This window comes from Pedococcus cremeus (assembly GCF_900111375.1).
GTDB classification, from domain to species: Bacteria; Actinomycetota; Actinomycetes; order Actinomycetales; family Dermatophilaceae; genus Pedococcus_A; species Pedococcus_A cremeus.
Window position 1 is genome coordinate 427,501 of record NZ_FOHB01000004.1, and the last position, 24,808, is coordinate 452,308.

Annotated in this window: 12 protein-coding genes; 1 reads left to right on the forward strand and 11 read right to left on the reverse strand. The window is 72.4% G+C overall.

Annotated features, from left to right (window positions below):
* Positions 1 to 116: 116 nt before the first annotated feature.
* From BMW78_RS10520 to BMW78_RS10565, 10 genes are all read right to left on the reverse strand, one after another.
* Positions 117 to 4,631 (reverse strand): type VII secretion EssC family protein, encoded by a 4,515-nt coding sequence (locus BMW78_RS10520; protein ID WP_143056212.1) that lies wholly within the window; start codon positions 4,629 to 4,631, stop codon positions 117 to 119.
* Positions 4,628 to 7,180, reverse strand: a complete 2,553-nt coding sequence (locus BMW78_RS10525; protein WP_091759007.1) for a transglutaminase TgpA family protein — start codon at positions 7,178 to 7,180, stop codon at positions 4,628 to 4,630. The genes BMW78_RS10520 and BMW78_RS10525 overlap by 4 nt, the downstream gene beginning before the upstream one ends.
* Entirely contained in the window at positions 7,177 to 8,559 is a 1,383-nt protein-coding gene (locus BMW78_RS10530) for a DUF58 domain-containing protein (RefSeq protein ID WP_091759009.1), read from the reverse strand. The genes BMW78_RS10525 and BMW78_RS10530 overlap by 4 nt, the downstream gene beginning before the upstream one ends.
* Positions 8,560 to 8,593: 34 nt before the next feature.
* Complete coding sequence (locus BMW78_RS10535; protein WP_091759011.1) at positions 8,594 to 9,562, reverse strand: AAA family ATPase; 969 nt, start codon at positions 9,560 to 9,562, stop codon at positions 8,594 to 8,596.
* 139 nt (positions 9,563 to 9,701) lie between these two features.
* The gene (locus BMW78_RS10540) at positions 9,702 to 16,058 is read right to left on the reverse strand and encodes an Ig-like domain-containing protein (RefSeq protein WP_143056213.1); all 6,357 of its coding nucleotides are present in this window, start codon (positions 16,056 to 16,058) and stop codon (positions 9,702 to 9,704) included.
* A gap of 3 nt (positions 16,059 to 16,061) precedes the next feature.
* On the reverse strand, positions 16,062 to 16,778 hold the full coding sequence (locus tag BMW78_RS10545) for an FHA domain-containing protein (RefSeq protein ID WP_091759015.1): 717 nt from the start codon (positions 16,776 to 16,778) through the stop codon (positions 16,062 to 16,064).
* Positions 16,779 to 16,782: 4 nt separating this feature from the next.
* Entirely contained in the window at positions 16,783 to 18,459 is a 1,677-nt protein-coding gene (locus tag BMW78_RS10550; protein ID WP_091759017.1) for a serine/threonine-protein kinase, read from the reverse strand.
* Positions 18,456 to 20,186: an FHA domain-containing protein gene (locus BMW78_RS10555; RefSeq protein WP_091759019.1), complete on the reverse strand. Its 1,731-nt coding sequence runs from the start codon at positions 20,184 to 20,186 to the stop codon at positions 18,456 to 18,458. The genes BMW78_RS10550 and BMW78_RS10555 overlap by 4 nt, the downstream gene beginning before the upstream one ends.
* Positions 20,183 to 20,974 carry a PP2C family protein-serine/threonine phosphatase gene (locus BMW78_RS10560; RefSeq protein WP_091759021.1) on the reverse strand — a complete coding sequence of 264 codons (792 nt, stop codon included), beginning with the start codon at positions 20,972 to 20,974 and terminating at the stop codon, positions 20,183 to 20,185. The genes BMW78_RS10555 and BMW78_RS10560 overlap by 4 nt, the downstream gene beginning before the upstream one ends.
* Positions 20,974 to 21,501, reverse strand: coding sequence for a hypothetical protein (locus BMW78_RS10565; RefSeq protein WP_143056214.1), 528 nt, complete (start codon positions 21,499 to 21,501; stop codon positions 20,974 to 20,976). Before BMW78_RS10565 ends, BMW78_RS10560 begins: the two co-directional genes overlap by 1 nt.
* Before the next feature lie 345 nt (positions 21,502 to 21,846).
* Between BMW78_RS10565 and BMW78_RS10570 the strand changes: the two genes are divergently transcribed.
* Positions 21,847 to 23,577 carry a stealth family protein gene (locus BMW78_RS10570; RefSeq protein ID WP_143056215.1) on the forward strand — a complete coding sequence of 577 codons (1,731 nt, stop codon included), beginning with the start codon at positions 21,847 to 21,849 and terminating at the stop codon, positions 23,575 to 23,577.
* 55 nt (positions 23,578 to 23,632) lie between these two features.
* On the opposite strand, the gene BMW78_RS10575 is transcribed toward BMW78_RS10570, so the two are convergent.
* Positions 23,633 to 24,802, reverse strand: a complete 1,170-nt coding sequence (locus BMW78_RS10575; RefSeq protein WP_091759027.1) for an acyltransferase family protein — start codon at positions 24,800 to 24,802, stop codon at positions 23,633 to 23,635.
* Positions 24,803 to 24,808 lie beyond the last annotated feature (6 nt).

Below are 24,808 nucleotides of genomic sequence, written 5' to 3' on the forward strand. Positions count from 1 at the left end.
CAATGCGATCAACGTAGGGGGGTCCGTCGCCCCCCTCAATGGGGAGCACTCCCCTCCCGACTCCCCTCCCGACTCCCCGCAAGGCTCCCCTGTCGGTCAGCCCCCGCTGGTCGCGGTCACGCCGGTGCCGTCGGTTGGACGGCACGGCTCTCCGCCGGTCGCAGACCCACCTCCTCGTGCGAGAGAGGCATGGCGACCTGCATGAGCTCGGGCTCTCCCCGCCGCACGACGTAGCCACGACCCTCGAGGAGCTGGTCGCGGCTGACCCCGCGATAGTCGGAGGAGAAGGCGGTGGACTCGTCACCGGTGGGCTGCAGCGCCACACCGGACCGGGAGGCCTTGAAGGCACCGGCGAGTCCGTAGTTGGAGTTGAAGAAGCTGGCGTCCGCCTCACCGATGACCGCCTGCTCGGCGTTGACGAACTCCTTGACCAGCTCGGCGATCTCGTCCTCGGCGGTGGTGTTCTCGAAGTCCTGCACGCGCTCGACGACGAGCAGCATGGTGGCCCCACCGGAGCCGGCCTCGGTGACACCCTGGAGCAGACGGCGCGCCAGGTCGCGGGCGGCATCGGCCCCGACGGCAGCCTCCGACCACAGTCCATCGGCCCGCGTCAGCGCGGACCTGCGCGGGCTGAACAGGTAGGTCGACAGGCCGGGAACGGCCCGGAGGGCAGCCTGCGCCATCGTGAGGACCGCCCAGGTGCGGCCACTTCCGGACGGGCCGATGACGATCTGCGAGCCGCGCAGCGCGTAGCCGACCGGCTTGAGGGAGGTCGACAGCAGGCCGAACGCGGGGTTGCCGGCCTCGTCGCGGGCCGGGAGGTTCGCCAGCGGCACCAGCTCGGGCAGCGACTCGATCGGCGGAGCCTGGGGCACACCGGCCTTGCGCATGCCCTCGGCGAAACCGGTGATGGCCCGGGCCTGCACGGTGCTGTCGGCCGAGCCGCCGAGCACCGCGAGCTGCACCTCGCGGTCGTGCACGATGGCGCGCCCGGGCGGGGACGCGAGGGAGAGGACGTCCTCCGGCACGTCGAGGGAGAGGTAGTCGTCGGTGGTGGCCATGCGCAGCACCACCCGGCTCTGGATGGCCGACGACAGCCCGCCCCAGATGGCCTGGCGCTGGTCGGCCGTGACGACGAAGTGCACCCCGACCGGCCGGCCCTCGCCGGCCAGCGAGGTGAACAGGTCGAGCCAGCGCTGCCCGCCGTGGTTGTCGTAGGCCGCCTGGAAGGCCGGGAGCGCGTCGACCAGCACGATGATGCGGGGCTCGTCGGGGCGCTCGGCCAACCGCCGGTAGTCGGTGATGGTGGCCGCGCTGACCTGCGAGTAGCGCACGGCTCGCTCGTCGATCGTCTCGCGCAGCATGGTGAGCAGCCGCACCATCCGCTCGTGGTCGCCGCCGTAGACGACCGCGCCGACGTGGGGCAGTGACTCGAGCATGGCGAGCCCGCGGTTGCCGAAGTCGAGCGCGTAGACCTGGCAGGGCCCCCCGCGCACGGTGAAGCCGGCCGCGACCGCGATCGTGCGCAGCACCGCGCTCTTGCCGGAACCCGAGGCGCCGTAGACGGCGAGGTTGCCCTCGATGTCGGGCCGGAAGCTGATCGGTGGCTGGCTCTGGCTGTCGGGGTCGTCGCTGATGCCGATGACCAGGTCGTCGTCGCGCCGGCGGGTGGGGAGCTCGGCCAGCTCGTAGACCGGCTTGAGCTCGGGCAGCCAGGGCTTGCGGGGCAACGGGATCTCGGCGATGGTGCGGGCGCCCTCGACCTGCGTGACGACCCGCTGGATGTCGGTGGGGCCGAGGTCGGGCTGCACCTGCTGGTGCGCGTCCTCGGCGACCGGCACCTCCCACGGGGTGCCGGCACCGAACTCGAGCGTCGCGACGTCGAGCTCGGGCGCGGGGGCCTCCCCCGTCGTCCACCCGCCGGCATAGGCGGTCTGGAACGGCGTGAGGCGCCCCGGGCCGGACTTGGACACGGCCCGCCCCGGCAGCGCCGGGTCGAAGTAGGCCGCCACGGGCGTGCCCAGCACGTCCTCGCTGTCGGCCTCGTCGGCCATCCGCAGCGCCATGCGCAGGTTGGTGTTGGCGCGCAGGTTGTCCTTGATGACACCGGCGGGGCGCTGGGTCGCGAGGATCAGGTGCAGGCCGAGGGAGCGACCGCGCTGCGCGACGTTGACGACGCCGTCGACGAACTCGGGCACCTCCTGCACGAGGGCGGCGAACTCGTCGACGACGATGACGAGGCTGGGCGGCGCGTCGACCTCGCCGCGGCGCTCGAGCTCGGCGAGGTCCTTGGCCTTGTGCTGGGCGAGGATGTGCTCGCGGTGGCGCAGCTCGGCCGACAGCGACGAGAGCGCGCGCCGCACGAGGTGGGGCGAGAGGTCGGTGACCAGGCCGACGGTGTGCGGCAGGTTCACGCAGTCGCGGAACGCGGAGCCGCCCTTGTAGTCGACAAGCAGGAAGGTCAGCCGCTGCGGCGAGTGGGCGACCGCCATGCCGAGGATCCAGGCCTGGAGCAGCTCGGACTTGCCGGCACCGGTGGTACCCCCGACGAGCGCGTGCGGGCCGTCGGAGCGCAGGTCGATCGAGAAGGCGCCCTGCGCGCTCTGCCCCACCAGCGCCCGCAGGTTGCCGGGCTTGGGTCGCGCCACCGGGGGCGCGGCATACGGACCGGTGAGGATCGACCGGCTCTCCCCCCACCGCTCGACCACGGCGTGCGGCTGCTCGGCGATCTCGGACCCGACGAGGGTGACGAAGGAGACCCGGCCCGGCAGGTCGCTGTCGTCCTCGACCGGCACGCCGGAGTCGAGCAGCGGCGTGAGGCGGCGGGCGAGCCGGCTGACGGCGGTGGCGTCGGCGCTGTCGGCCGCGACGGGCAGGCGCAGCACGGCCTCGCCGACGTAGCCGACCACGGCGTCGCTGGCGTCGGGGCCCTGCTCGAGGAAGGTGCGGCACGCAGCCGGCAGGGCGGCGGTGGCCGGCGCCACCCAGACGACGACCACGCCACTGGCCCAACCACGCTCGGCGAGCTGCACGACGCGGCTGCGCTCGACGGGAGCGTCGTCCTCGACGACGAGGAGCACCACGGGGCGGTCAGCGGGCACCCGGGGTGGCTCGAAGTCGCCCTGGCTCGGGCCGCTAGGGGCCGTGACGGGCGCCGGCAGGTCGTCGGACGGGCGCAGCAGCTCCTCGAGCTCGGTGACGACGGCGACGCAGCCGGGACCGTTGCGGGCGAGGTGGCGCGACTCGAGCGGGCTGTGCGGGGAGTCGGTGTGCGGCAGCCACTTCAGCCAGTCCCAGTCGCGGGCGGTGCTCGGCGACGCGAGCGCGGCGACGACGAGGTCGGCCGGCGAGTGCAGCGTCACGGCCTGGGTGACCAGGGCCCGGGCGGCGTCGAGGGCGCGCTGGCGCGGGCCGGAGATGCCGATGGCCCCGGAGCGGAGCGGCTCGGCCACCACGGGCACGTCGTGCACGGTGCCGGTGCCCTCGGCCAGGTGCGAGACCTCGAGCCAGGCGTCGGCCTTGGCACGGCCGAGCTCAGGGACCTTCAGGCTGTTGCGCGAGGGCAGCGACCCGGTGCCGAGCCGGAACTCGCAGAAACCGGGGTCGCCGACCCGCCGGGACCACAGCAGCGCCGACGCGTCCTTGGCGGCGCCGAGTCCCTCTGCGGCAGTGGGGTGCTCGGCCTGGCGCCCGATGACCTCGCGCTCCTGCTCGGCCTTGAGCTCGTCGATGATGAGCCCGGCGTCCTCGCGGAACTCGGCCAGCTGCTCCTCGTAGTCCTTGCGCGCGTGCCGCTTCGACTCGAAGTAGTGGGCGAACAGCATCGCCGGGGTGAGCAGGATGAAGAGCAGGAACGTCGGGTTGTGCAGCGCCATCGCCAGCACGACACCCATGACCAGCGGCGCCGTCGCGGCGATCCACGGCGGGCGCTCCTTGCCGGGTCGCGTCGGCAGCTCGGGCAGCCCGAACTCACGGCCGACGTAGAGCGGCGCGATGCGGGGCGAGCGCGAGAACGGCACCGACGTGCCGCGCGCCGACGACAGCCCGGTGACCGTGCCGGTGAGGCTGATCTCGATCTCGGTGTCGCCCAGGCGGAACCGGTCACCCGAGCGCAGCACGGCACGGTCGACGGCCTGTCCCTCGAGGAGGATCCCGTTGGAGGAGCCGAGGTCGACGACCTCGGCCACGTCCGTGACGAGCAGCTTGGCGTGGCGGCGCGAGACCTGCGGGTCGGTCAGCTGCAGCTCGCTGCCGCGACCACGACCGACGTATGCCGTGCCCGGGCTCAGCGGCACCTGGCGCCCCGCGTCGGGCCCGGAGACCACGGCGGCGTGCGCGACGGCCCGCCCGCGGTCGGCATACGCGTCACCGCGCTGGGTGACGGCGACGTGCACCCCGGAGCGCAGGCCGCTCTCGGCGATGGTGGCCCGCGGGTCGACGGCCCGGAAGTCCTCGTCGACGAGCGAGAGGGTGAGCTGCCCCTGCACGGTGGGCAGCGGCGCCCTGCCACGCGAAGGGTCGGCGGCCACGAGGTACTCGGCCAGCTGCCCCACCGTGGTGGTGGCGTCGACCGTGGCCACGAGGTCGGTGTCGACCTCGCCGGCGGAACGGAGCGTGAACTTCAGCTTCACGAGGCGGTGGCCCTTCGGGTCGGCCGCAGGCGGCGGGTCGGGCTGGTGGAGGTCGGGCTGGTGGAGGTGGGGCCGTTCGGTGTGGGGCCGCCCGGCCTCGAGTCCTTCGGCGAGCGGGTGCTCGCGCCGCGGCTGGCGTGCCCGGGCGCGCGGGCGAACAGCGGTCGCACGTCGACGTCGGCGCGCAGCCTCCGCCACACGTCGGCGCCCGAGCGCAGGTCGCGGCGAGCGGAGCCGGTGAGCTGCCAGTAGGCGTGCGCCTCCTCGGCGCCCGGCTCGTCGGGACCGAACACGTGGGCGTTGGCGGCGGTGGCCAGGGCGTGCGTGTCGGCCCGGCCACCCAGGGCCTCGGCCTGCTCGAGCCGCGTGGCGCGCCGGGGCACCGCGTGCCCGTAGGACCGGGCCGTCGCCATGAGGTCGGCCCAGGCCCACGCGATCCGGGCGGCTGCCGGGCCGCGCGTCGCATGCCGACGGCGGCGCCAGGCCTTGAGCCCGCGGATCGCGCCGTAGACGGCCAGGAGCGCGAGCACCGGCAGCAGCACGTAGAGGACCAGCACCCGCAGCCACCACGGCCACGACGACGGGTCGAGCAGCTTCTTCGGCGGCTTCTTGAGGTTGGTGGCGTTCTGAGCCTGGTCCGGCCCCTGCAGCACGCTCGGCGGGTTGACCCCCGCCGGCGGCGGCACGACCGCGCCGACCTTCTTCTCCTCGGTGCGGGTCTGCAGCTGGTTGGGCTTCTTGTTGCGGTCGGGCACGAACTCCTTGGGCAGCACCGGCACCCACGCACCCTTGGCGTCGCGGACCTCCACCCAGGCGTGCACGTCCTTGCCCTGCACGACGCCGTCGGCGGGCGTGATGGCGCCCATCACCACGCGGGCCGGGATGTTGAGCCGGTTGGCGACCAGGGCCAGCGTGGCGGCGTACTGCTCGTCGTTGCCGGCGAGCTGGGTGGTGCCGACGAAGCGGGCGATCCGGCCGAGGTTGTGGCCGGGCAGGTAGTTGCGCTCGACGATGTTCTTCGTGCCGCCGTCGGTGTAGGCGCCGTCGGAGCTCATCGTCCGAGCGACGGCGACGAGCTGGGCCCAGGGGTCGCCGGCGTCACCGGTCCAGGCGTCGACCTTGGAGTCGAGGAACCCGAGGTCGGCCCCCTCGGTCAGCGAGCCGCTGTCGAGCGCGAGCGACTTCGGCAGGCCCGAAGGGGTCTGCGGCAGCAGGGCGCTCAACGTGTAGCTGTCGCCCGGGCCGACCCGGTCGGGCACGACGGCGGTGCTGGTGTCGACGTTGAGCCAGAGGCGCGAGGCGAGCTGCTCGGCGCGGCGTCCCTGGAACGAGACCCCGGTGACCGTGCCGGCCGTCGGGAGCCAGACGTCGCGGTAGCCGTCCTGCGGCACGGTGACCGTGGCGGTCACCGGCTTCCCCTCGCCCGCAGCGGCGACCCGCGAGCCGACCTGCTGGAACGCCGCGCCGGGCACCTGGCTGCCGTTGTTGGCCCGGTTGGACGCGCCCCACACCGATCCGTCGTAGGCGTCGAGGGTGGCGAAGCGCAGCGGCGTGCCCTCGGGCAGGCCCTGCACGCGCAGCAGGTCGCGGTTCCACAGCTGGGCGACATTGGGCTCGGTGTAGCGGCGGAAGCCGGCGAGCGGGCTCGGGAACTGCGCGACGTCGAAGGGCGGGCTCACCGCCGACCGGGCCACGAGGCGCGCGTCGGCCTGTGCCCCGGGCAGGTGCGGTCCCGCGGCGTAACCGGCCACGGCCGCGACCGCGAGCAGTCCGGTGGCCAGACCGGCGCGGGCACCCCGGCCGGCGCCGTTCTGGAGTGGCGCGCGGGTGCGCGAGGCCCGCAGCACCATCCAGCCGATGGCGAGCAGCGCGAAGACGACGCCCTGCACCAGCAGGCTCGCCGGCTCCAGCGTGCCGAGGCCGATGACCAGGGCGAGCAGCGCCAACGGCGCCGGCACCACGGCATACGGGCTGCGCCAGCGGCGGGCCACCGTGTAGGTGACCGCCGCGCCGACGAGCCCGAGGGCCAGCGGCAGCGCGTGCAGCGCACCGATGGCGTCGACCGGCGGCAGCATCGTGACGAGGCGCTTCCACCCGTGCACGAGGGCGTTGGCCAGGTCGGCGAACGTGCGGCCGGTCGGGATCACACCGGCGACGAGGTCGCCGCGCACGGCCAGCGGGCCACCGAAGAGGAAGTATGCCGCCGCGACGCCGAGCAGCGTCACGACCGCCGGGAGGCGGAACGAGGTGACGACGTGGGCGACCAGCAGGCCGAGCACCAGCCCACCGGCTGCCGCCACCACCCAGGTCCACCCGAAGAAGCTGGTGCGGAACCCGACCAGCGCCACCGCGACCAGCGCCGCGCTGAAGGCCAGGTCGACCCCGTCACCGCGTCCCGGGCGCAGCCTTGCGGCGCCACGGCCGGCCCGCTCGCGCAGGGTCGGCTGGGCCTGCACCAGTCCCTCGCGCGGCGGCGCGATCGGGTCGGCGCCGGGGCCTGAGCCAGGGTTGGAGCCTGGGGTGCGGCCGTTGCCGGGAGAGGCGCTCACGCGACCAGCCCCCCGACGAGGACCGCGCGCAGGTCCTCGAGGTCGCGGATGCTGAGCAGGGTCAGCCCGCCGATCTTCTTGATCCCGACCTCCGCGGTGGCGTCGACGGTCAGCACGACCTTGTGGACCTCCGTCTCGAACTGGCCCAGGGCGCGCTGCTCCTCGATGAAGGAACGGCGCGACCCGGTGACGAGGAACGCGATCGAGGTGTCGGGCGCCAGGGCCAGGGCGTCACCGCAGAGGGCACGCAGGTCCTGCTGGTCACTCGGTCCGGGCTCGACCCGGGCGAGGGCGTCGAGCGTGAGCGACGCCGTGGTGCGCGAGGCGCGCTGGTCGCGGCAGGCGACGGTGATGTCCTGCTCGTCCATGATCGCGCGCACCGCGAGGGAGGCCGCCGCGGAGATGGCGGTCTCGACGTCGGGCTCGCCACCGGCATACACGTCGGGGTCGGCGTCGACCACGATGCTCAGGTGCGAGCGGCGGGTGTCGAGGAACTGGCGCACCAGCAGCCGGCCGGCCTTCGCGCTCGAGCGCCAGTGGATGTAGCGGCGGTCGTCTCCGGGCTGGTACTCGCGCAGCGCGTGGAAGGCGAGGTCGGACATCGACAGGTCCTGGGTGGTCTCGCCCTCGAGGTCGCGCAGCAGGCCCGCGCCGATGCCCTCGATCGAGATGGTGCGGGGGTGGACGAAGAGCTCGGTGACGTCGGTCCAGCGCAGCGTGCGGCGGACGAGGCCGAGCGGGTCCCCCTGCACCGTCGTCGCCGGGCCGACCGGGATGACGCCGCGGCGGTGGGTGGGCACGACGAAGAGCTCCTCGTGCTCCTTGCCCGGGGCCAGGGCCGGCAGGGTGAACCGGGCGGCCGAGACGCCGACCGGCAGCTCGACGAGCAGCGGCAGCAGCGGGCGTCGGGAGGCGTTGGTGACCTCGATGCGACCCGTCGCCGGCTCGCCGACGGTGACCCGGATGGGGTCGACCTCGGTGCGGATGGCGACCTGGGTGCGCCCGATCGCGAGGAGCACCGAGAGCAGCAGCAGCACCAGGGCGGCCGCCGCGATGATGAGCCACTCGGTCCAGCCGAGCTCGACGCCGACGACCCAGGCGACCACGCCGAGGCTCAGCACCGCCCACCCGAGCGGGGACACCCAGCGGAGCACGCCGACCACCGGCCGCCACACCGGGCGGGTGGCGTCGCGCAGCCGCTCCAGGCGGCCACCGAACGCCGTGCCGGCACGGTCGCCGACCGACTGCACGCCGCGGGGCACGCGGGGGCGCGGCACGCTGATGCTCGGCAGGGCGGGCAGGCGCGGGTTGCGCCGGCCCTGCTCCCTGCGGTCGGCGCGCCGGGCCGTCGGCTCGGCGGTGGGCGTGGGGTGGCTCATGCTGGGATGCGTTCTCCGGGGGCTGTTCGTGCGGTCAGGCCACGCGCTCGGCGGGCGGCGCGATCTCGGAAAGGATCTGGTCGATCACCTGGTCGACGGTGGTGTTGGCGAACTGTGCCTCGGCGGTCAGCAGCAGGCGGTGGCAGAGCACCGGGTGCGCGATCAGCTTGATGTCGTCGGGGATGACGTGGGTGCGGCCCTGGCTGGCGGCCCAGGTCTTGGCGCAGCGCACGAAGGCCAGGCAGCCACGCATCGACAGGCCGAGCTTGAGGCTCGGGTGCCGGCGCGACTCCTCGGCGATCCGCGAGACGTAGGCCAGGATCGCCGGGTCGACGTGGATCTCGTCGGCGAGCGCGGCCATGTCGGAGACGACGTTGGAGGTTACGACCGCCTGCAGGCTCTTGGTGCGGTCGCGGGTCTTGGCGTCAGCGAGCACGGCGACGGTGGCCTCGTGGTCGGGGTAGCCGAGGGAGGTCTTCATGAGGAACCGGTCGAGCTGCGCCTCGGGGAGCCGGTAGGTGCCGGCCTGCTCGATCGGGTTCTGGGTGGCGATGACCATGAACGGGTCGCCCACCGCGTGAGCCACGCCGTCGACGGTGACGCGCCCCTCCTCCATCACCTCGAGCAGCGCCGACTGGGTCTTCGGCGAGGCCCGGTTGATCTCGTCGGCGAGCACGATGTTGGCGAAGATCGGGCCCGGGTGGAAGTCGAAGGTCGACTTCGCCGGGTCGTAGATCGTCACGCCGGTGACGTCGCTCGGCAGCAGGTCGGGGGTGAACTGGACGCGGCTGTTGCTGCCCTGCACCGTGCAGGCGATGGCCCGGGCCAGCTGCGTCTTGCCCGTGCCCGGGTAGTCCTCGAGCAGCAGGTGGCCCTCGGAGAGCATGCAGGTGAGCGCCAGGCGGATCACGTGCTGCTTGCCGAGGACGGCCTGGTCGACGTTGGCGACCATCTGGCTGAACGCCTGGGCGAACCACTGGACCTGGTCGGTGGTCACGGTCATCGGTGCGTGCTCTCTTCCTTGCTGCTGGTGGTCTTGCCGCTGGTGGAGATCGGGGTATGCCGCGGGGCTGGGTGTGCGTGAGGGCCTGGGTGGGTGCGGGGCCCGGTGGGCGCGGGGGGCTGGGGGGCGCCGGGGCGCCTCACCATCTGATGCTGTCCTTCACCCCGCCCGTACAGGAGGCGGTGACGGTATGGCCTGTGAAGCCGTAGAAGTTGTCGCTCTCCTTGTAGTTGTTCGGGCCGAGCGTGAGGTTGTACCAGCCGCTCACCGACTGGCCGTCGGCCGTGAAGGAGCAGGTGACCTGCTTCCCGCCGGGGTAGTCAGCGGTTCGTACGGCGATCCAGTAGCAGTTGGACGTGCTGCACGACCCGTTGCCGGTGTTGCACGACCGCTGCGAGCACGAGTTGCCCTTCAGCACCGTGACGCTCGGCTTCTTCGGCTCGGCCCCCGTCTTGCCGCTGAGCGTCGTGCCCGGTGAACGGCCAGCCTCCGAGAAGGCGTAGATGGTCACGCTGTAGGAGGTCGAGTAGCTGGGCCACGTGTGGCTCCAACTGCGGGCCCCGGCCGAGAGCGTCGTCAGCCTGCTGCCGCCGCGCCAGATCTCGAACTTCGTGATGGGGCGGCCGTTCGTCGTCTGGCTCCAGTTGTAGGTGATCGTCTTGCCGGAGACCGACGACGCGCGTGCACCGGGAGCCGGCGTGGAGCCGAAGGGCTGGTAGCTGTTGCTGTAGGCCGACCAGGGCGACCAGCTGACTCCGTTGTAGACCCGCACCTGCATCCGCTGCGAGGCGGTGCCCAGGCCGGTGACCGAGAACTGCTTGGTGGCGTTCTCGGCGCACCCGCACGAGACGTAGCCGCCCTGGCCGTTGTTGGTCTGCCACTGCAGGCGGGTGTAGCCGCTGCCGCGGGAGTCCTTGAGGTAGACCTTGGCGGTGGCGCCCTTGTTGGCCGAGGGCGTCGTCACGTTGGGCGCGTCCGGCTGCACCGGTGGCGCCACCGAGCGGAAGCTGGCCGAGTTGCTCTTCGCCGACTCCTTGCCCGCGCCGTTGGTCGCGGTGACGACGTAGGTGTAGGTGCGCCCGTCGTACGGGACCGAGTCGTCGGCGTTCCGGGTGCCGGGCGAGGTGGTGGTGAGCCGCGACCACGCGCCACCGTCGATCTTGCGGTAGACGGTGTACCGCGTCAGGGCCGGTCCGTTGGGCGACACCTCGTTCCACGTGATCTTCAGCGCCTCGGACGACTGTGCGGCACCGGGACCGCGGGGGCTCAGCGTCGGGGTTCCCACGGCGGGCGGGGTACCCGCGGACTGCATGGTGACGGCCGGGCCGAACGGGCCCCAGCCGAGCCGATTGCGGGCCCGCACGGCGACGTTCTGCTCGTGGTTGTTGACCAGCCCCGTGACGGTTGCGCGCAGGGCCGGCGCCGCGACGGTCTGCTGCTTGATGGAGCCCGAGGCCGCGTCGGTGACCCGCACGTTGTACTGGGTGACCTCGCTGCCCTTCTGCGCCGGCTTGTTCCACGCGATGTCGAGCCGGCCGTCGCCGCGCCCGGTCATGCGCACACCGCTCACCGGGTTGGGCAGGGTGTCGGGCTGCACGGGGCCGTACTCGGCGCTCGCCGGGCTCTCACCGACGGCGTTGGTGGCGGTGACCTTGAACCAGTAGTCCTTGCCGTCCTGGAGGCCGGTGATGGTGCAGGGCGACGCGGTGCACGGCTTCTGGTCGCTGGCAGCGCCGCGCCACGAGACGGTGTAGCTGGTGATCGGGCTGCCGCCGTCGTAGGCGGGAGGGACCCAGCGCACGCGGGCGGTGCCACCGTTGACCCGGTCGGCCACCGCCACGACGGAGGTCGGGGCGCCCGGTTTGCCGAGCATCTCGACCGTGCCGCGGCCCGGTGCGCCCCGCCCGGGACCGTCGGAGACGACCACGTCGACGGTGCCCTTCCCGCTCGCCTCACCCGAGGCGGTCACGGTGAGGTTGCAGCCGCTCCTGGAGACCGAGAGCCCCTTGCCGGAGGTGACCGCTGCGGAGTCGATGGAGCAGGCGGGCTTGTCGAGGGGGCTGTCGAGGTAGCCCCGGAGGTCGACGGTCTGGGACGACCCGGCCTTCAGGCCGGTCACGGTGAAGGGCCGCATCCGGGGCGGGGCGACCGACTGCGGGTCGTCGCGGTTGTCGGTGCCGTTGGCCGAGGCGGCCTGGGCCTGGCTCTCGAGGCCGACGACCCTGACCTTGACGTAGGAGACCTCGTCGGCACCGCGGGCCTGGATGCGGATCCGCCCGTTGGTGCTGCTCGGCGCGTCGGCGCCGGCCTTGACGGTGACCAGGCGCTGCCCGGCACCGGACTGGCGCAGGTCCACGCCCCTGGGCTCCGGCTCCCACTTCGCGTCGAAGGCGACGTCGTCGAGGGTCATGCCCGGCGGCACCCACGCGTGGCAGAGCGTGGGGATGTCGATGTCGCGCGCCCGACCGGCGGCGTTGACGGTGACGGCGTAGTCGGGGCACCGCAGCAGCGGCACCTTCGGGCCGACCTGGACGGGGATGGAGACGTATGCCGTGCGGAAGTCCTTCTGGTCCACCGTCTCCTGGTCGCTGACCTCGAGCATCACGGCGGCCGGACCGACGTAGCCGTTCGACGAGCGCAGGGTCAGCCCGTCCTTGCCGTCGGCCTCGGCGGTGAGGTTCTCGCGCGGCGAGGCGCTGATCGTCTCGCCGCTGGTGATGCCGATGACGCGGGACCGGGGCGACTTGACGTAGTCGGCGAGCCTGACGCTCTTGGTGGAGTCCTTGTCCATCTGGATCAGGGCACCGTTCACCACGAACGGCGACCCGTCGCTGCCGGTGGGCACGTAGATTAGGGCCATCGCGGTCTCGCCGTCCGCGTCCTCGATGACGTAGGGGACGGTGTGCGGGTGGTCGAGCACCTTGACCCGCACCTGGTTGCCCTCGATGGTGCCCTCGGGTGAGAGCAGCTTGACCACCTTGAGCTGGGAGCGGTCGCCGTCGAGGTCGCGGTCGTTGGCCAGCACGTCGACCAGGGCGGTGTCCTGGCCGGGCTTCGGTTTGGCCACGTCGTCGACGGCGATGGGCGGGTTCTTGTAGTTCGGGGTGGGCACGACCGTGACCGAGGCCCTGGACGGGTCGAACAGGCCGTTGGTGATGCCGTAGGTCAGGTGCTGCACCCCCTTGCCAGGGTCCTGCACCGTCGTGGAGAAGTAGGTGTTGCGCTCGTCGACCTTCCACTTCGCGAGGTCGGCCTTGTCGTTGAGGTCCTTGTACTCGAGCGAGACGGAGTCGCCGCGGGCGATGAGGTCGTTCTCGGTGACGTCGACGGTCACCCGCTTGCCGGGCGCGGCCCGCACCTCGTCCTCGACCGCCACCGGCGGCTGCGGGTCGCCGGGCTGCACGACACCGATGCGCACGAAGCCGGTGGAGGTGGCCCCGAACCGGTCGCGCACCCGGTAGTGCAGCACCTCCGTGCCGGCCGAGCGCGGGTAGGCCTCGTACTGGATGGTCGAGGCGCCGAAGGAGGTGACGCGGCCGAGGGAGAGGTCGACGCTGTCGCCGTCCTCACCGACGAGACCGTCGACGGTGACGGTGTCGCCGTCGGGGTCCACGCCGGACGTGGGCACGGTGATGGTGAGCGGCTCACCGGCCACGACACTCGCCGAGAAGCTGCGGGCCCGGGGCGCCTGGTTCTGCTGCGTCGGGGTGGGCAGCGGCTTGACCGTGACGGTGACCCGGCCGGTCTGGGCCTTCTCCCGCATGCCGATCGGGTACACGGCGTACTCGATGACGCGGACCTCTTCGGTCTTGGGGTTGCGGTCCTCGGGCACGTAGCGGATCACGTTGCCGGACGCGAAGGCGTTGTCGGCGCCGTTCAGCACCTTGACCGACCCGGGGTCGAGCACGAGCGGGATGCCCTCGGCCATGCTGTCGTTGTCCATCACCGGGATGGTCACGCTGTCCTGGGCCCGCACCGTCGCCACGTCGTCCTGCACGATGGGCAGGGCGTCGTCGAGGGCCGCCCGCTGCGTCACGGCGACCTCGCCGGTGGTGCTCTTGGTGCCGTCGCTGACGGTGTAGGAGACGGTGCCGGTGCGCGGCTTGGCGCCACGGGTGGCCGGCTCGAGCGCCTCGATGCGCACCCAGCGACCCTTGTAGATAGAGGGGCGCAGCCAGGCGCTGCTGCTGTCGACCTTGACGCTGCGGGTGACGAGCACGTCGGCGCGGGGGCTGTAGTCGTTGGCCAGCACGTCGGTCAGCACCGGCGTCTGGTCGCGCAGGGTGGCCGCGTCGGGCACGGCCACCGGCGGCGCGTCGGGGTCGGGGTCGGACACCAGGTCGATGCGGATCCGGCCGGCGGAGACACCCGCACCGACCTGCGCCCCGTAGGTGAGCTCGTAGTGGCCCGGCGCCGCACCGGTGATGGTGACGACGCCGGTGTCGAGGTTGCTGTCGACGGTGAGGGGCCCCTGCGACGGCACCTCACGGGACAGCCGCATCCTGGCGTCGGGCTCGGTGGGGTCGGCGCCGGCGATGTCGTTGCCCAGCGGCTCGATCTGCAGCGGCTTGCCGACCACCCCGCGCACGACGTCGGGCTTGGTGTCGGGGGCGCGGAACTTGTCGTCCTTGCCGAGCACCTGCAGGCTCAGCCGACCGGCGGTCTGGTCCTGCCCGTCGCTGACGGCGTACTCCACGGACTGCGGGCCGTCCTTGAGCGGCGCGAGCACGTTGAGGCGGCCGAGCCCGTCGACCGAGCTGCCCTTGGCCGTCGCCTCGACCGTCACGGTGTCGCTCTCGGGGTCGCGCCAGTCACCGATGACCTGCACCGGGAGCAGCTTGCCGGCGTTGACGGGGTAGACCGCCTTGGCGAGCTTGGCCTGCCCGGGGCGCAGGTGGGGCGGGTTGTTCTCGCTCGGGCCGGCGATGCCGACGCGGACCGTGGCCTCCGACTTCTCGGGCGAGGTGCCGTTGTTCACCTTGTACTTGAACGAGAAGGACTGCTTCTCCGGGTTGCTGGGGATGGTGACGTCGACGCTCTGGCCGTCGGCGGCAACACTGACGCTGGCCCCCGGCAGGTCCGGCTGGGTGATGTCGTCGGGGCCGATGGCGAGGATCGCGCCGGTGGAGTCGGTGTCGTTGTCGAGGACGTGCAGCTTCGACGTGCGCCCGGCCCGGGCCTTGAGGTTGTCGGGCTCGGCCTTCGGCGGCTGGGCCGTCGACGCCTCGTCGATGAGGTTCTCGTCCTTCTTCTTGTTCTTGTTCTCGCGCTGCGGCGGTGGGATCAGCGAGTCCCAGTCGTCGATCTTGATCGGCTTGCTGTCGAGGTCCCAGACCTCCCCGCCGTCGAGGTCGTTGAGCACCACGAGGCCGCGATTGGTCCGCAGCGAGACCCCGTCACGCAGTGACGCGGCACCCGTCCGCTCGATGGAGACGGCGGGCACGGCCTGTTCCTTGCCGCAGTTGACGTTGTAGTAGATCGTCGTCGCCGCGGCCCACGCCGCGTGCAGGCACGACCCGAGGCGCAGCGGCCGCGAGACCATGGCGCGCTCGGGGGCGGACCCCCCGGTGCCGGAGTCGGCGAGCGTGACGCCACCCTGGCTCGGGCCGTCGCCCAGGCCCACGACGTGCACCTGGTCGGCAGCCTGGAGCGCGACGTCGTCGGTCTTGGGACCCGGGTACTGCAACGCGGCATACGCCAGGCCGCCGGTGGTGACGGTGACGCCGCCGTTGACCGGCTTGTCGAGCCCCTCGGCGAACAGCTGGTCGCGCGAGGGGTCGTAGACGACCCACCGGTCACCGACCGCGGTGATGTCGACGGCCTTGGTGCGCGCGGAGATGGTCGTGGTGACGGGCTTGGCGAAGCCGGTGGCGGTCGGCGCGAGCGAGACGACCTTTCCGGTCGCGCCGGAGACGGCGTGCACGCCGCCGTCGACGTCGACCGCCAGCGCGGCCACCCCGCCGACCTGGGCGAGCGGCTTGGCACCCGGCGAGAGGGCCTCGAGGCTGGAGACGCCCTGGCGGGTGTCGACCCGCTCGGCCCAGACCTTCCCGGACCTGGGGTCGACCATCGCCACGGTGCCCCCGCGGAGGTCGACGGTGCGGGGCACGAAGGTCTGCAGGTTGGTGGCCGAGGCGGGGGCGGGCACGGCCACGGCCGAGGCCTCGTCGAGCCGGCCGGTGCGGGTCTCGATCGGCACGAGCTGGCTACTGGCGAGCGAGAGACCGGCGACGGCGTCGCCGTCCTGCACCACGTCGAGCGGTGAGTCGCTGGCCGTGTTGGCCTTCACGCCGGCGTCGAACTCGCTCACGGCCTTGTTGAGGCGCGCGAAGCTGGCGTTCCTCGCCGAGGAGACCCACACCCCGCCGTCGTTGAGGTCGGCCTCGTGCACGGTCTCGCCCTTGGACGTGACCGCGGCCCAGGTCAGGCTCGAGGCCACCACCGCGACCGCGGCGGCGGACGCGATGCCCACCTTCCGGCCCTGCACCGGACTCACCAGCTACTCCCCCTCGTCAGCGTCACCCGCGCCGCTGTCCAGCAGCGCGAGGTCGGCCTCAGTCACCAGCCTGGTCGACAGGGCGTGCTCGACGAGCCGCGCTTTGCGGTTGCTCGCGAGCTTCCCCGGGCCCCCGTGCAGTCCACGAGTACCAGCATCGGCCAGCTTTTGACACACGTTGTCCAGTTTTCGGTTGAATTTCGTGACCTTCCAGCCCAGCCGCGCCGCCGCGTCCGCGGACGACGGGATCTGGCCGGACCCGGCATACGTGCGCCGGAGGAAGCCCTCGCAGAGGGCGACGATGAGCAGCTTCTGGTCGGGGGTGAAGGACACCCGGCCGACCGTGGTGTCGCCGGTGCTGTCGTCGGCGGCGGGGTCGGGCGCCACGGCCGTGAACACCGGGGTGTCGACCTCGATCTCGAAGTCGTAGGTGGTCGGGCCGGCGGTGAACCAGACGGTGAAGTGCTCGAGAGCCAGCGGCACCCGGGCGCCCGGCGACAGCCACGCCTGGAAGAGGCCCTTGTGGTCGGCGACGGTGGCGGTGATGGTGGAGCCGACGTTCGCCAGCCACCACAGCCCTCCGTCGTGCACGACCTGGAGGAAGGTGCGGTGCAGGTAGGGGTTGTCGTCGATCTCGACGTCGCCGGACCGGCCGATGGTGAGCGGGCGGTCCTCGGGCGCGATGAACCGCTCACCGCAGAAGTCGACGGTGACACCCACGCCGCTACCCCGCCTTCTCGCAGGCCGGCTCCGACCAGACGGAGGACGCTCCGCTGCGCAGCACCTGCACCTGTGCGCACAGCTGACGGCCCTTGCCGGTCTTGATCGTCTGCGACGCCGACTTCGGCAGCTGGAACCTCGCGTCCGGCAGCCCGTCGGTGGTCGGCGCCACCCGCAACCGGAAGGTGTCGGCCTTCTCGGCGCCGGGGTAGGACCAGGCGAACCGCACGCCGCCGGTCACCGCCCGGGCCTCGAGCTCCGGGGTCTGCGGCACGTCGAGGGCGGCGTCGTCAGTCGGGCCGGAGAGGGTCGGCGCCGACGGGGTCGGCGTGGGGGTGGCTTCGCCGCGACCTGCGAGCGCCCAGGCTCCGACCCCGACCAGGGCGAGCACGAGCACCCCGACGACGCCGAGCACCACCGCCGGGCTGAGGGTGGTCTGCGGCCGCTCGGCCGTCCCCGAGGCCGGGGCCTCGCCGGGGGCGGGCGCGATGTTTCCCGTGGAACCAGCGGCCTGCCGGGCGCGGGAGCGGTCGACCCGCACGGTGCCCTCGTCGGCGAGGTCGTCGTTCGGGGCGGCGGTGCTGCTGCCGGAGTGGGGGGTGACCCGGCCGGCGGCAGGGATGGTGGTCGAGCCCGACAGCGGTGCCGGGTATGCCGGGGGGCTGGGTCGCGCGGGCGCCGGCGCCTGGGCCTGCACCGCCTTGGGGGCGCGCACCCGGGTGCGGTCGTCGTCGCCGTCCTCCGGTCGCGGGCCGCTGTGGTCGGCGAGCGTCGTCTGGCCCTGCTCGTCGAGCACCACGATGGCGGTCCGGGCGAAGCGCTGCTCCTGCTCGACCGCCTGCAGGGCGCGCGCGAGCTGGAGCGCGCTCGCCGGGCGGGCCGAGGGGTCCTTGGCCATCGCGAGCGCGAGCAGCCGCTCGAGCGAGACCGGCACGTCGGCACGACCGGTGGCCGGCACCGGGGTCGAGCGGATGCGGGGCATCAGCGCGTATGCCGTGTTGTCACCACCCGGGACCTCGAACGGCGAGCGCCCCACGAGGAGCTGCCAGAGGGTGGCCGCGAGCGAGTAGACGTCGGCCCGCTCGTCGCCGTTGCTCTGCCCGAACAGCACCTCCGGCGGCGCCCAGGGGACCGAGACGCCGACGTCGTCACCGTCGTCGTCCCCGCCAGCGACGTCATCGCCCACGCCACCGTGGTGGCCGAGCTGGCCGGCGATGCCGAAGTCGGTGAGGCCGGGTGCGCCGTACTGGCTGACGAGCACGTTGGCCGGCTTGATGTCGCGGTGGATGATGCCGGCCCGGTGGGCCGTCTCGACCGCGCTGGCGAGCTGGATGCCGGTGCGCAGCACCTCCTCCACCGTGAAGCGCTCGCGCCGGGCGCGGACGGCCAGGTTGGGTGGCGGGTAGTACTTCATCACCAGGTAGGGCCTGCCGTCGGCGGCGGTGTCGGCGCGGAAGACCTGGACGATGTAGGGGTGGTCGCCGAGCTGGGCCATGGTGTCGGCCTCGTCGGTGAACTGCTGGCGGATCGCCGGGGTCAGGCCCTCGCCCTTGAGCACCTTTACCGCCACGGGCATGCGCGGCATCTGCTGCTCGTAGAGGAAGACGTCGGCGTAGCCGCCGGAGCCCACCGGCTGCACGTAGACCAGGCCCGGGATCTCCGGGGGCACGGCGGTGCTCACGCGCCGACCTCGAAGGTGAGGCTGACCTCGTCGGCCATCGTGAGGATGGTGCCGGGCTCGATGACCTGCTGGTCGCCGGGGCGCAGGCGCACGGGCACCTGACCGGGCAAGGCCACGGTGGTGCCGTTGGTGGAGCCGAGGTCGCGCACCAGCACGTGCCAGCCCTCGAGCACCACCTCGAGGTGGTTGCGGGAGATGTCGTTCTCCGGGCTCGGCACCTTCACCAGGTGAGGGCGGTCGGCCGCGGGCAGGTCGGCGCGCACCTTCGGAGACCGGCCGAGCAGCACCCCGCGGTCGAGGGTCACGACGTCGCCGGTGGCCAGGCGCAGCACGCCGAGCGGGGGCCGGGCGGTCTGGAACGGCTGCTGCGGCGGGATGTCGCGTCCGCAGGTGCGGCAGGTCCCGGCGTGCGGCGGGCTGGGGTGGCCGGCCGGGCAGAGCACGGCCGGCACGAGCGGCCCGGACTCGACCTGCTGAGCGGCGAGCAGCGCGCTGCGGTCGACGGTGGCCTCGGCGTCGTCGGCGTCGTCCTCTTCAAGGGCCTCTGTCGCGGCGGGCTCCGGGACCCGGGTGGGCGGCGCCGGGTCGGCGACCGGGGCAGGCGGCGGGGCCATCGGGCGCAGGGTCGGCGCGGGTGGCGGTGTGTGCACGCCAGCGGGGCGCAGCGGCGTAGGAGCCGGAGCCTGGGTGGAGGAGGCGGACGGGGCGCCCTCCGGTGGCGCCGGGTGGGCGGGCTGGTCCACGGGGTGGGCGGGCTGGTCCGGAGGGCGGGCGGGCTCGTGCGCAGGGCGGCCGGGCTCGTGCGCCGGTTGGGGTGGCTCGGGCGGGGCGATGTTGGTGCCGCCGCTGCGCCACGGCACCGAGTCGATGAGCCCACCGGGGGTGGGCGGCGGCACGGCAGTCGGTGCGGCGGGTGGGGCCGGCGGCTGGCGCGGCGGTTCGAACGCCTGGGCCTGCGGCGGCGCAGAGGGACGAACCTGTGCAGTGTCTGTCGGCGGGGGCAGCGTCTGGTCGGAGCGCGAGGTCGGCTCGGTGAACCCTCCGGCGGCGGCCACCGGCGCCTGGCCGATGCCGGGCTCGGAGATGCTGTCCGTGTCGTGCGGTTCGATGTACCGCGGCTCGGCCGGGTCGGGGCGGCCGTGCTGGGTGGCGCCGAACAGGTGGTCGTAGCTGGGCAGCTCCTCGACCTCCTCGGCGTCGGAGCCATGGGCGGTCGATGCTGCGGGCTCGGGGTCGGCGGAACGGCCGCGGCCGAGCCGGCTCGGGAGCCGCCAGCCGGAGGGTGCCGGCTGGGCAGGGGCCGGCGTGGCAGGGGCCGGCGTGGCAGCGGGCGCCGGGACGACAGGTGCCGGCTCGGGTTCGGGCTCCCCGGTGCGCAGGTCGATGCCGGTCGCGTCCCCCGGCGCGTCCTCGTCGGCCCACGGTCCCCGGCCGGTGGCACGCACGGTGACCTCGCCGGTGGGAGCCGAGACCGCGGCATACGCGCTGCCACGCACCACGACGCGGGCCGGGGTGCCCTCCTGCACGGCCACGAAGTCGGGTGCGGAGCGGACGCCGGCGCCGGCCAGCACGTCGAGCACCTCGTCGAGGTCACCAGAGGAGGCCGCTCGCCGCAGGTCGGGCAGCTGCGGGGCTGCGGCGTCCCAGCGGACGAGGACGTGCAGGCCGGCAGCAGTGATGCTGCTCCACCCCCGCTGCTCCTGGACCGTCACCCCCGCCGTGCTCACGCCCTGGACCCCGCCCCGTTCCGCGGTGCGGTGTCGACGTCGCCGTCGTCCTCGTCACCGGCGTCGAGCGCGACGACGATGACGGTGACGTTGTCGCGACCGCCGGCCTCGACCGCGGCGCGCACCAGCGCCTCGGCAGCCTGCTGCGGGTCGTCGTGGTCGGTGACGACCTGCTCGATGCGCTCGCGGCTCAGCTCGTTGGAGAGGCCGTCGGAGCAGAGGACGAAGCGCTCGCCCGGGTGCGGTGGGAACACCCAGACGTCGGGAGTCGGGGCAGTCTCGGTGCCCAGGGAGCGGGTCACGACGTTGCGCAGGGGGTGGCGGGCCGCCTCCTGCTCGGTGATGAGGCCGGCGTCGACCATCTCCTGCACCTCGGAGTGGTCGACGGTCACGAGGCTCAGCTCGCGGCCGAGCATGCGATAGACCCGGGAGTCGCCGACGTTGAAGACGGCCCAGTGGTCGCTGCCGCCGGCCGAGACCACGGCCAGGCCGGTGGCGGTGGTGCCCATGCCGGTCTGCTCGGGGTGGCGGGCGACGGACTGCAGGATGCGGGCGTTGCACTCGGCCAGGCCCGCCACGAGGTCCTCGGGGCGCAGCCGCTCGCGGCGCAGCAGGCCGGCCATGGTCTCGACGACGATGCCGCTGGCGACCTCACCGGCCGCATGGCCGCCCATGCCGTCGGCGACCACGAAGAGCGAGTCCTCGGCGAGGAGGCTGTCCTCGTTGTGCTGGCGCACCCGACCGACGTCGGTGGCCGCGCCCGCGCGCAGCACCATGCTCGAGGCCATCAGCGTTTCACTCGCACGGTCTGCATCACCTGTTGGATCGCGGCGTACTCGGACTCGGCGTCGGGGCCGCCGACCGACCCGGTCACCTGGATGAGGTCGACGACCTGGCCGCGCCGGGCGCCGGCGAACAGGTGGGCCTGCACGACGTCGCCGATGGCCTGGTCGGTCCACGAGACGTTCACGCCGACGAAGGGCACGCGCTCGATCTCGACCTCGAAGGGGGTCTCCATCTCCCCGCCGTCCTGCCGGGCGACGTAGGCCGCCAGCTCACCGAGGGCACGGCCGATCGTGAACTGGTTGGAGCGGGTGAAGCCGCGGACCACGACGTTGGGCGCGAAGGCGCTCTCGCTGGCGGTGCGCCGGGCGGCGAGCAGGGTGCCGGCCACGCGCACGGGCGACCAGTCGGCCGGGATGTCGACGGCAACGGTCGGCGGACCGGGGAACTGGGGGCTCGGGTAGGCCAGCGTCTGCACGCCGGCGGCACTCGAGGCAGCTGCACCTGTCACGGTGCCCACGCCTGAACTCACCGCAGTGCTCCTCCCTCGCGCTGCTCGCCCAACCCGGTGGTTCCGGATACTGCCGTTCCTGTATGCGGTGCGCACTTCGTGTGAGCGCGCACGGGCGAGCCCGCCCAAGGGTATGGAAGAAGGTCCCCACCCCGACATGGGGAGCACTCCCCATCGGGCCTGCCGGCGCACAGCCTCCCACATCGGGTCAATGGGGAGAAAGTCCCGCGAAAGGGGTCGGGCACTTCAGGGGATCTGGTCGCGTGAACGGCATATGCCCGGTTTCAGGCACTGCGTCATACAGGATCCTCGAAGGTTCCATTAAGGTAGCCCGGGGTTTCTAGTGCTGTAGAGAGGGGGAACCACGTGCGAAAGGTGGTCGACGCCGTCCCGGTGTCCCTGCGACGGCAGGTGCGCAAGGCGCTCCCGGCCCCCGTGTGGCAGCAGCTGCGCGCCGCGGCATACGGCCAGACCCGCGTGCACCACGCTTGGCGCAAGAGCCGGGTGACCATGCTCCGCATGGGTTCGGGCCGGCTCTCGGACGGCACGGTCGCCCTTGAGCTGCAGGGTGAGCCGTACATCGCCCAGAAGGTGTCGCACTTCCGCTCCAGCGAGGTGCTCGCCCGCCACCTCTCCATGGTCGCGGACGCCTTCGAAGCCCACGACGTGCCCTACTTCGTGCTCGACGCCGAGCCCGAACGGCGCCGCATCGTCGTCGTCTCCCGCAAGCACCGCGGCCGCGCTCTCGAGGTTCTCGGCAAGGAGCTGCGCGGCGGACCGACCTACATCGCCCCGGTGAAGGACCGCAAGACCCGCAACCCCCGACTGGTGGGCCGGTCGCCGCTGCCCCGTCGCGCCGACGTGGTGTGTGTCTTCCAGGTGCTGGCCAGCGAGTCCGGCGGCTACCTCGGCGGCCCCGAGCTCGGCTGTGACCTGGAGTTCTGGCGCGAGACGAGCCACAGCGAGCCGGCCGCCTTCAACGGTGAGCCCGTGCCGGCCGGGTCGCTGGTGATGCCGCGACGCAACCGCTGGGCCGACGTCATCACCCCGTCCGCCCGCAAGACCGTGCTCCGCCCGGTCGACGGCACGCCGCGGCCGATGCTGGAGACCATCGACCACCCCCACCTCTTCCAGGTCACCGAGCCGATCGACGTGGTCTACACGTGGGTCGACGGCAGCGACCCGGACTGGATCCTGCGCAAGGCCGAGGCACAGAACGAGCACCTGTCGCGGTCCGCGGTCATGCACGCGCTCGCCGCGAACGACAGCCGCTTCGTCTCCCGCGACGAGCTGCGCTACTCGCTGCGCTCGCTGGACATGTATGCCGACTGGGTGCGGCACGTGTACCTCGTCACCGACGACCAGGTGCCGGCATGGCTCGACACGACGAACCCGCGGGTGACCGTGGTGAGCCACCGCGAGCTGTTCGGCGACCGCGGCCGCCTGCCGACCTTCAACTCGCACGCCATCGAGAGCCAGCTGCACCGGATTCCCGGGCTCAGCGAGCACTACCTGTACCTCAACGACGACGTCTTCTTCGGACGGCCGGTCTCGCCCGACCTGTTCTTCCACAGCAACGGGCTGTCGAAGTTCTTCGTCTCGCACGCCAAGGTCGGGCTCGGGCCGGCGGCGCCCGAGGACATGCCCGTGATGAGCGCGGCGAAGAACAACCGCGACCTCATCGTGAAGATGTTCGACCGGGCGCTGTCCAACAAGTTCAAGCACGTGCCGCACCCGCAGCGCCGCTCCGTCCTGCGCGACATGGAGCAGGACTTCGCCGCCGACTTCGAGCGCACCGCCGCGTCGCAGTTCCGCAGCCACGACGACGTGTCCATCTCCGCCGCCCTGGCGCACTACTACTCCTACGCGACCGGCCGTGCCGTGCCCGGCGGCATCCGCTACTTCTACGCCGACATCGCCCGTGAAGACACGCCCCTGCGCCTGAAGTCGCTGCTGTCGACGCGTGACTTCGACGTGTTCTGCCTCAACGACCACGACTCGAGCCGGATCGACGTCGCCACGCAGGCCAAGATCATCGGCGACTTCCTGAGCGCCTACTTCCCCCAGCCCAGCAGCTTCGAGAAGCCGCCCGCCTGACCTCGAAGGTCGGCGTCAGCATGGCCATCAGAGGCAGCAACGGCGAGCGCTGGCTTCAGGAGGGGAGGGACGTCGCATCAGCCGGGGCCGTCTCACTCTGGACCGATGCCAGGCCGCTCTGGAGCCACCTCTTGATTCGAGGGGCCAGAGGTCGCTCAACTGCCACGTGAACGACCCATGCCATCAGCAGGCAGGCACCGGTCACGAGGGCGAGCGTGACATACGCAGGAGTGAACTCGCGCAGACGCGAGATGAAGTACCAGCCCCAGTGCTCGTGAAGCAGGTAGAGGGGATACGTCAGGGCGCCCGCCGTGGTCAGCCACCGCCACTCGATCTTCTGGGCGGCGTCGGTGGTGCACAGTGCGACGAGTCCGATGCAGACCGTGATGAGCGTGATCTGGACGAGCAGCGACGGCTGGTAGTGCGTCTTCGTGAGGGGCCCACTGGGGTGGTAGCGGCCCGTGAGTCCCACGATGAAAGCCCAGTTGTACGCAACGAGCATCCAGTGGAACGCGCTGCCGCCTTCGCGGTAGATGAGGAAGAGGGCCATCCCCACACCGAAGTACGGTGCGTAGTTCCAGATAAGAAGGCTGGACAGCAGAGCCTGATCCGTGGTGTGCACCAGGGCGGCAACCAGCGGCCAAAGGACGATGAGGCTGATGACCCGGGCACGGGTCAGACCCCAGACCAGCAGCAGACCCATCAGAAGGTAGAAGCGAAGCTCCACCCAGAGAGTCCAATACACGCCGTCCACGTGACGGATGTCGATGGCGTCTTGCATCATCGTCAGGTTTGCGATCGCCTCCCAGACGTCAACCCCCGAGTCGGGTACGACGAAGATCAGCAGCAGGGCCGTGGCTGCGACTGATACCCAGTAGGCAGGAAAGAGCCGTGTGACGCGCGAGATGCTGAAGCTCTCGACGCTCCGGCCCCAGGCGGTCATCAGAATGACAAACCCGCTGATGACGAAGAAGAGGTTCACGCCCAGCTCGCCGTACTGCGTGACCCGGGACAGCTGGGGGAACTTCTCCCACGGCGACATCCCCCAGGCATAGCTGTCACGGGCGGTGAAATGGAAGGCGAGGACGCTCAGAGCGGCGAACAGCCTCAGGCCGTCGAGCACGCGCAGACGACCGGCCCTCGCACGGGTAGGGACCGACTTTGCGGGCACGAGGGCGGCCGCGGCGCCCGAGGTCGTCGTCTCGCCTTCGGACAGGTTCTTCATCGTTCA

Bases quoted from the DNA above. Each gene is read 5' to 3' on its own strand.
- BMW78_RS10560 (WP_091759021.1), bottom strand. From the start codon at position 20,974: ATGGCCTCGAGCATGGTGCTGCGCGCGGGCGCGGCCACCGACGTCGGT.
- BMW78_RS10575 (WP_091759027.1), bottom strand. From the start codon at position 24,802: ATGAAGAACCTGTCCGAAGGCGAGACGACGACCTCGGGCGCCGCGGCC.
- BMW78_RS10535 (WP_091759011.1), bottom strand. From the start codon at position 9,562: ATGACCGTGACCACCGACCAGGTCCAGTGGTTCGCCCAGGCGTTCAGC.
- BMW78_RS10530 (WP_091759009.1), bottom strand. From the start codon at position 8,559: ATGAGCCACCCCACGCCCACCGCCGAGCCGACGGCCCGGCGCGCCGAC.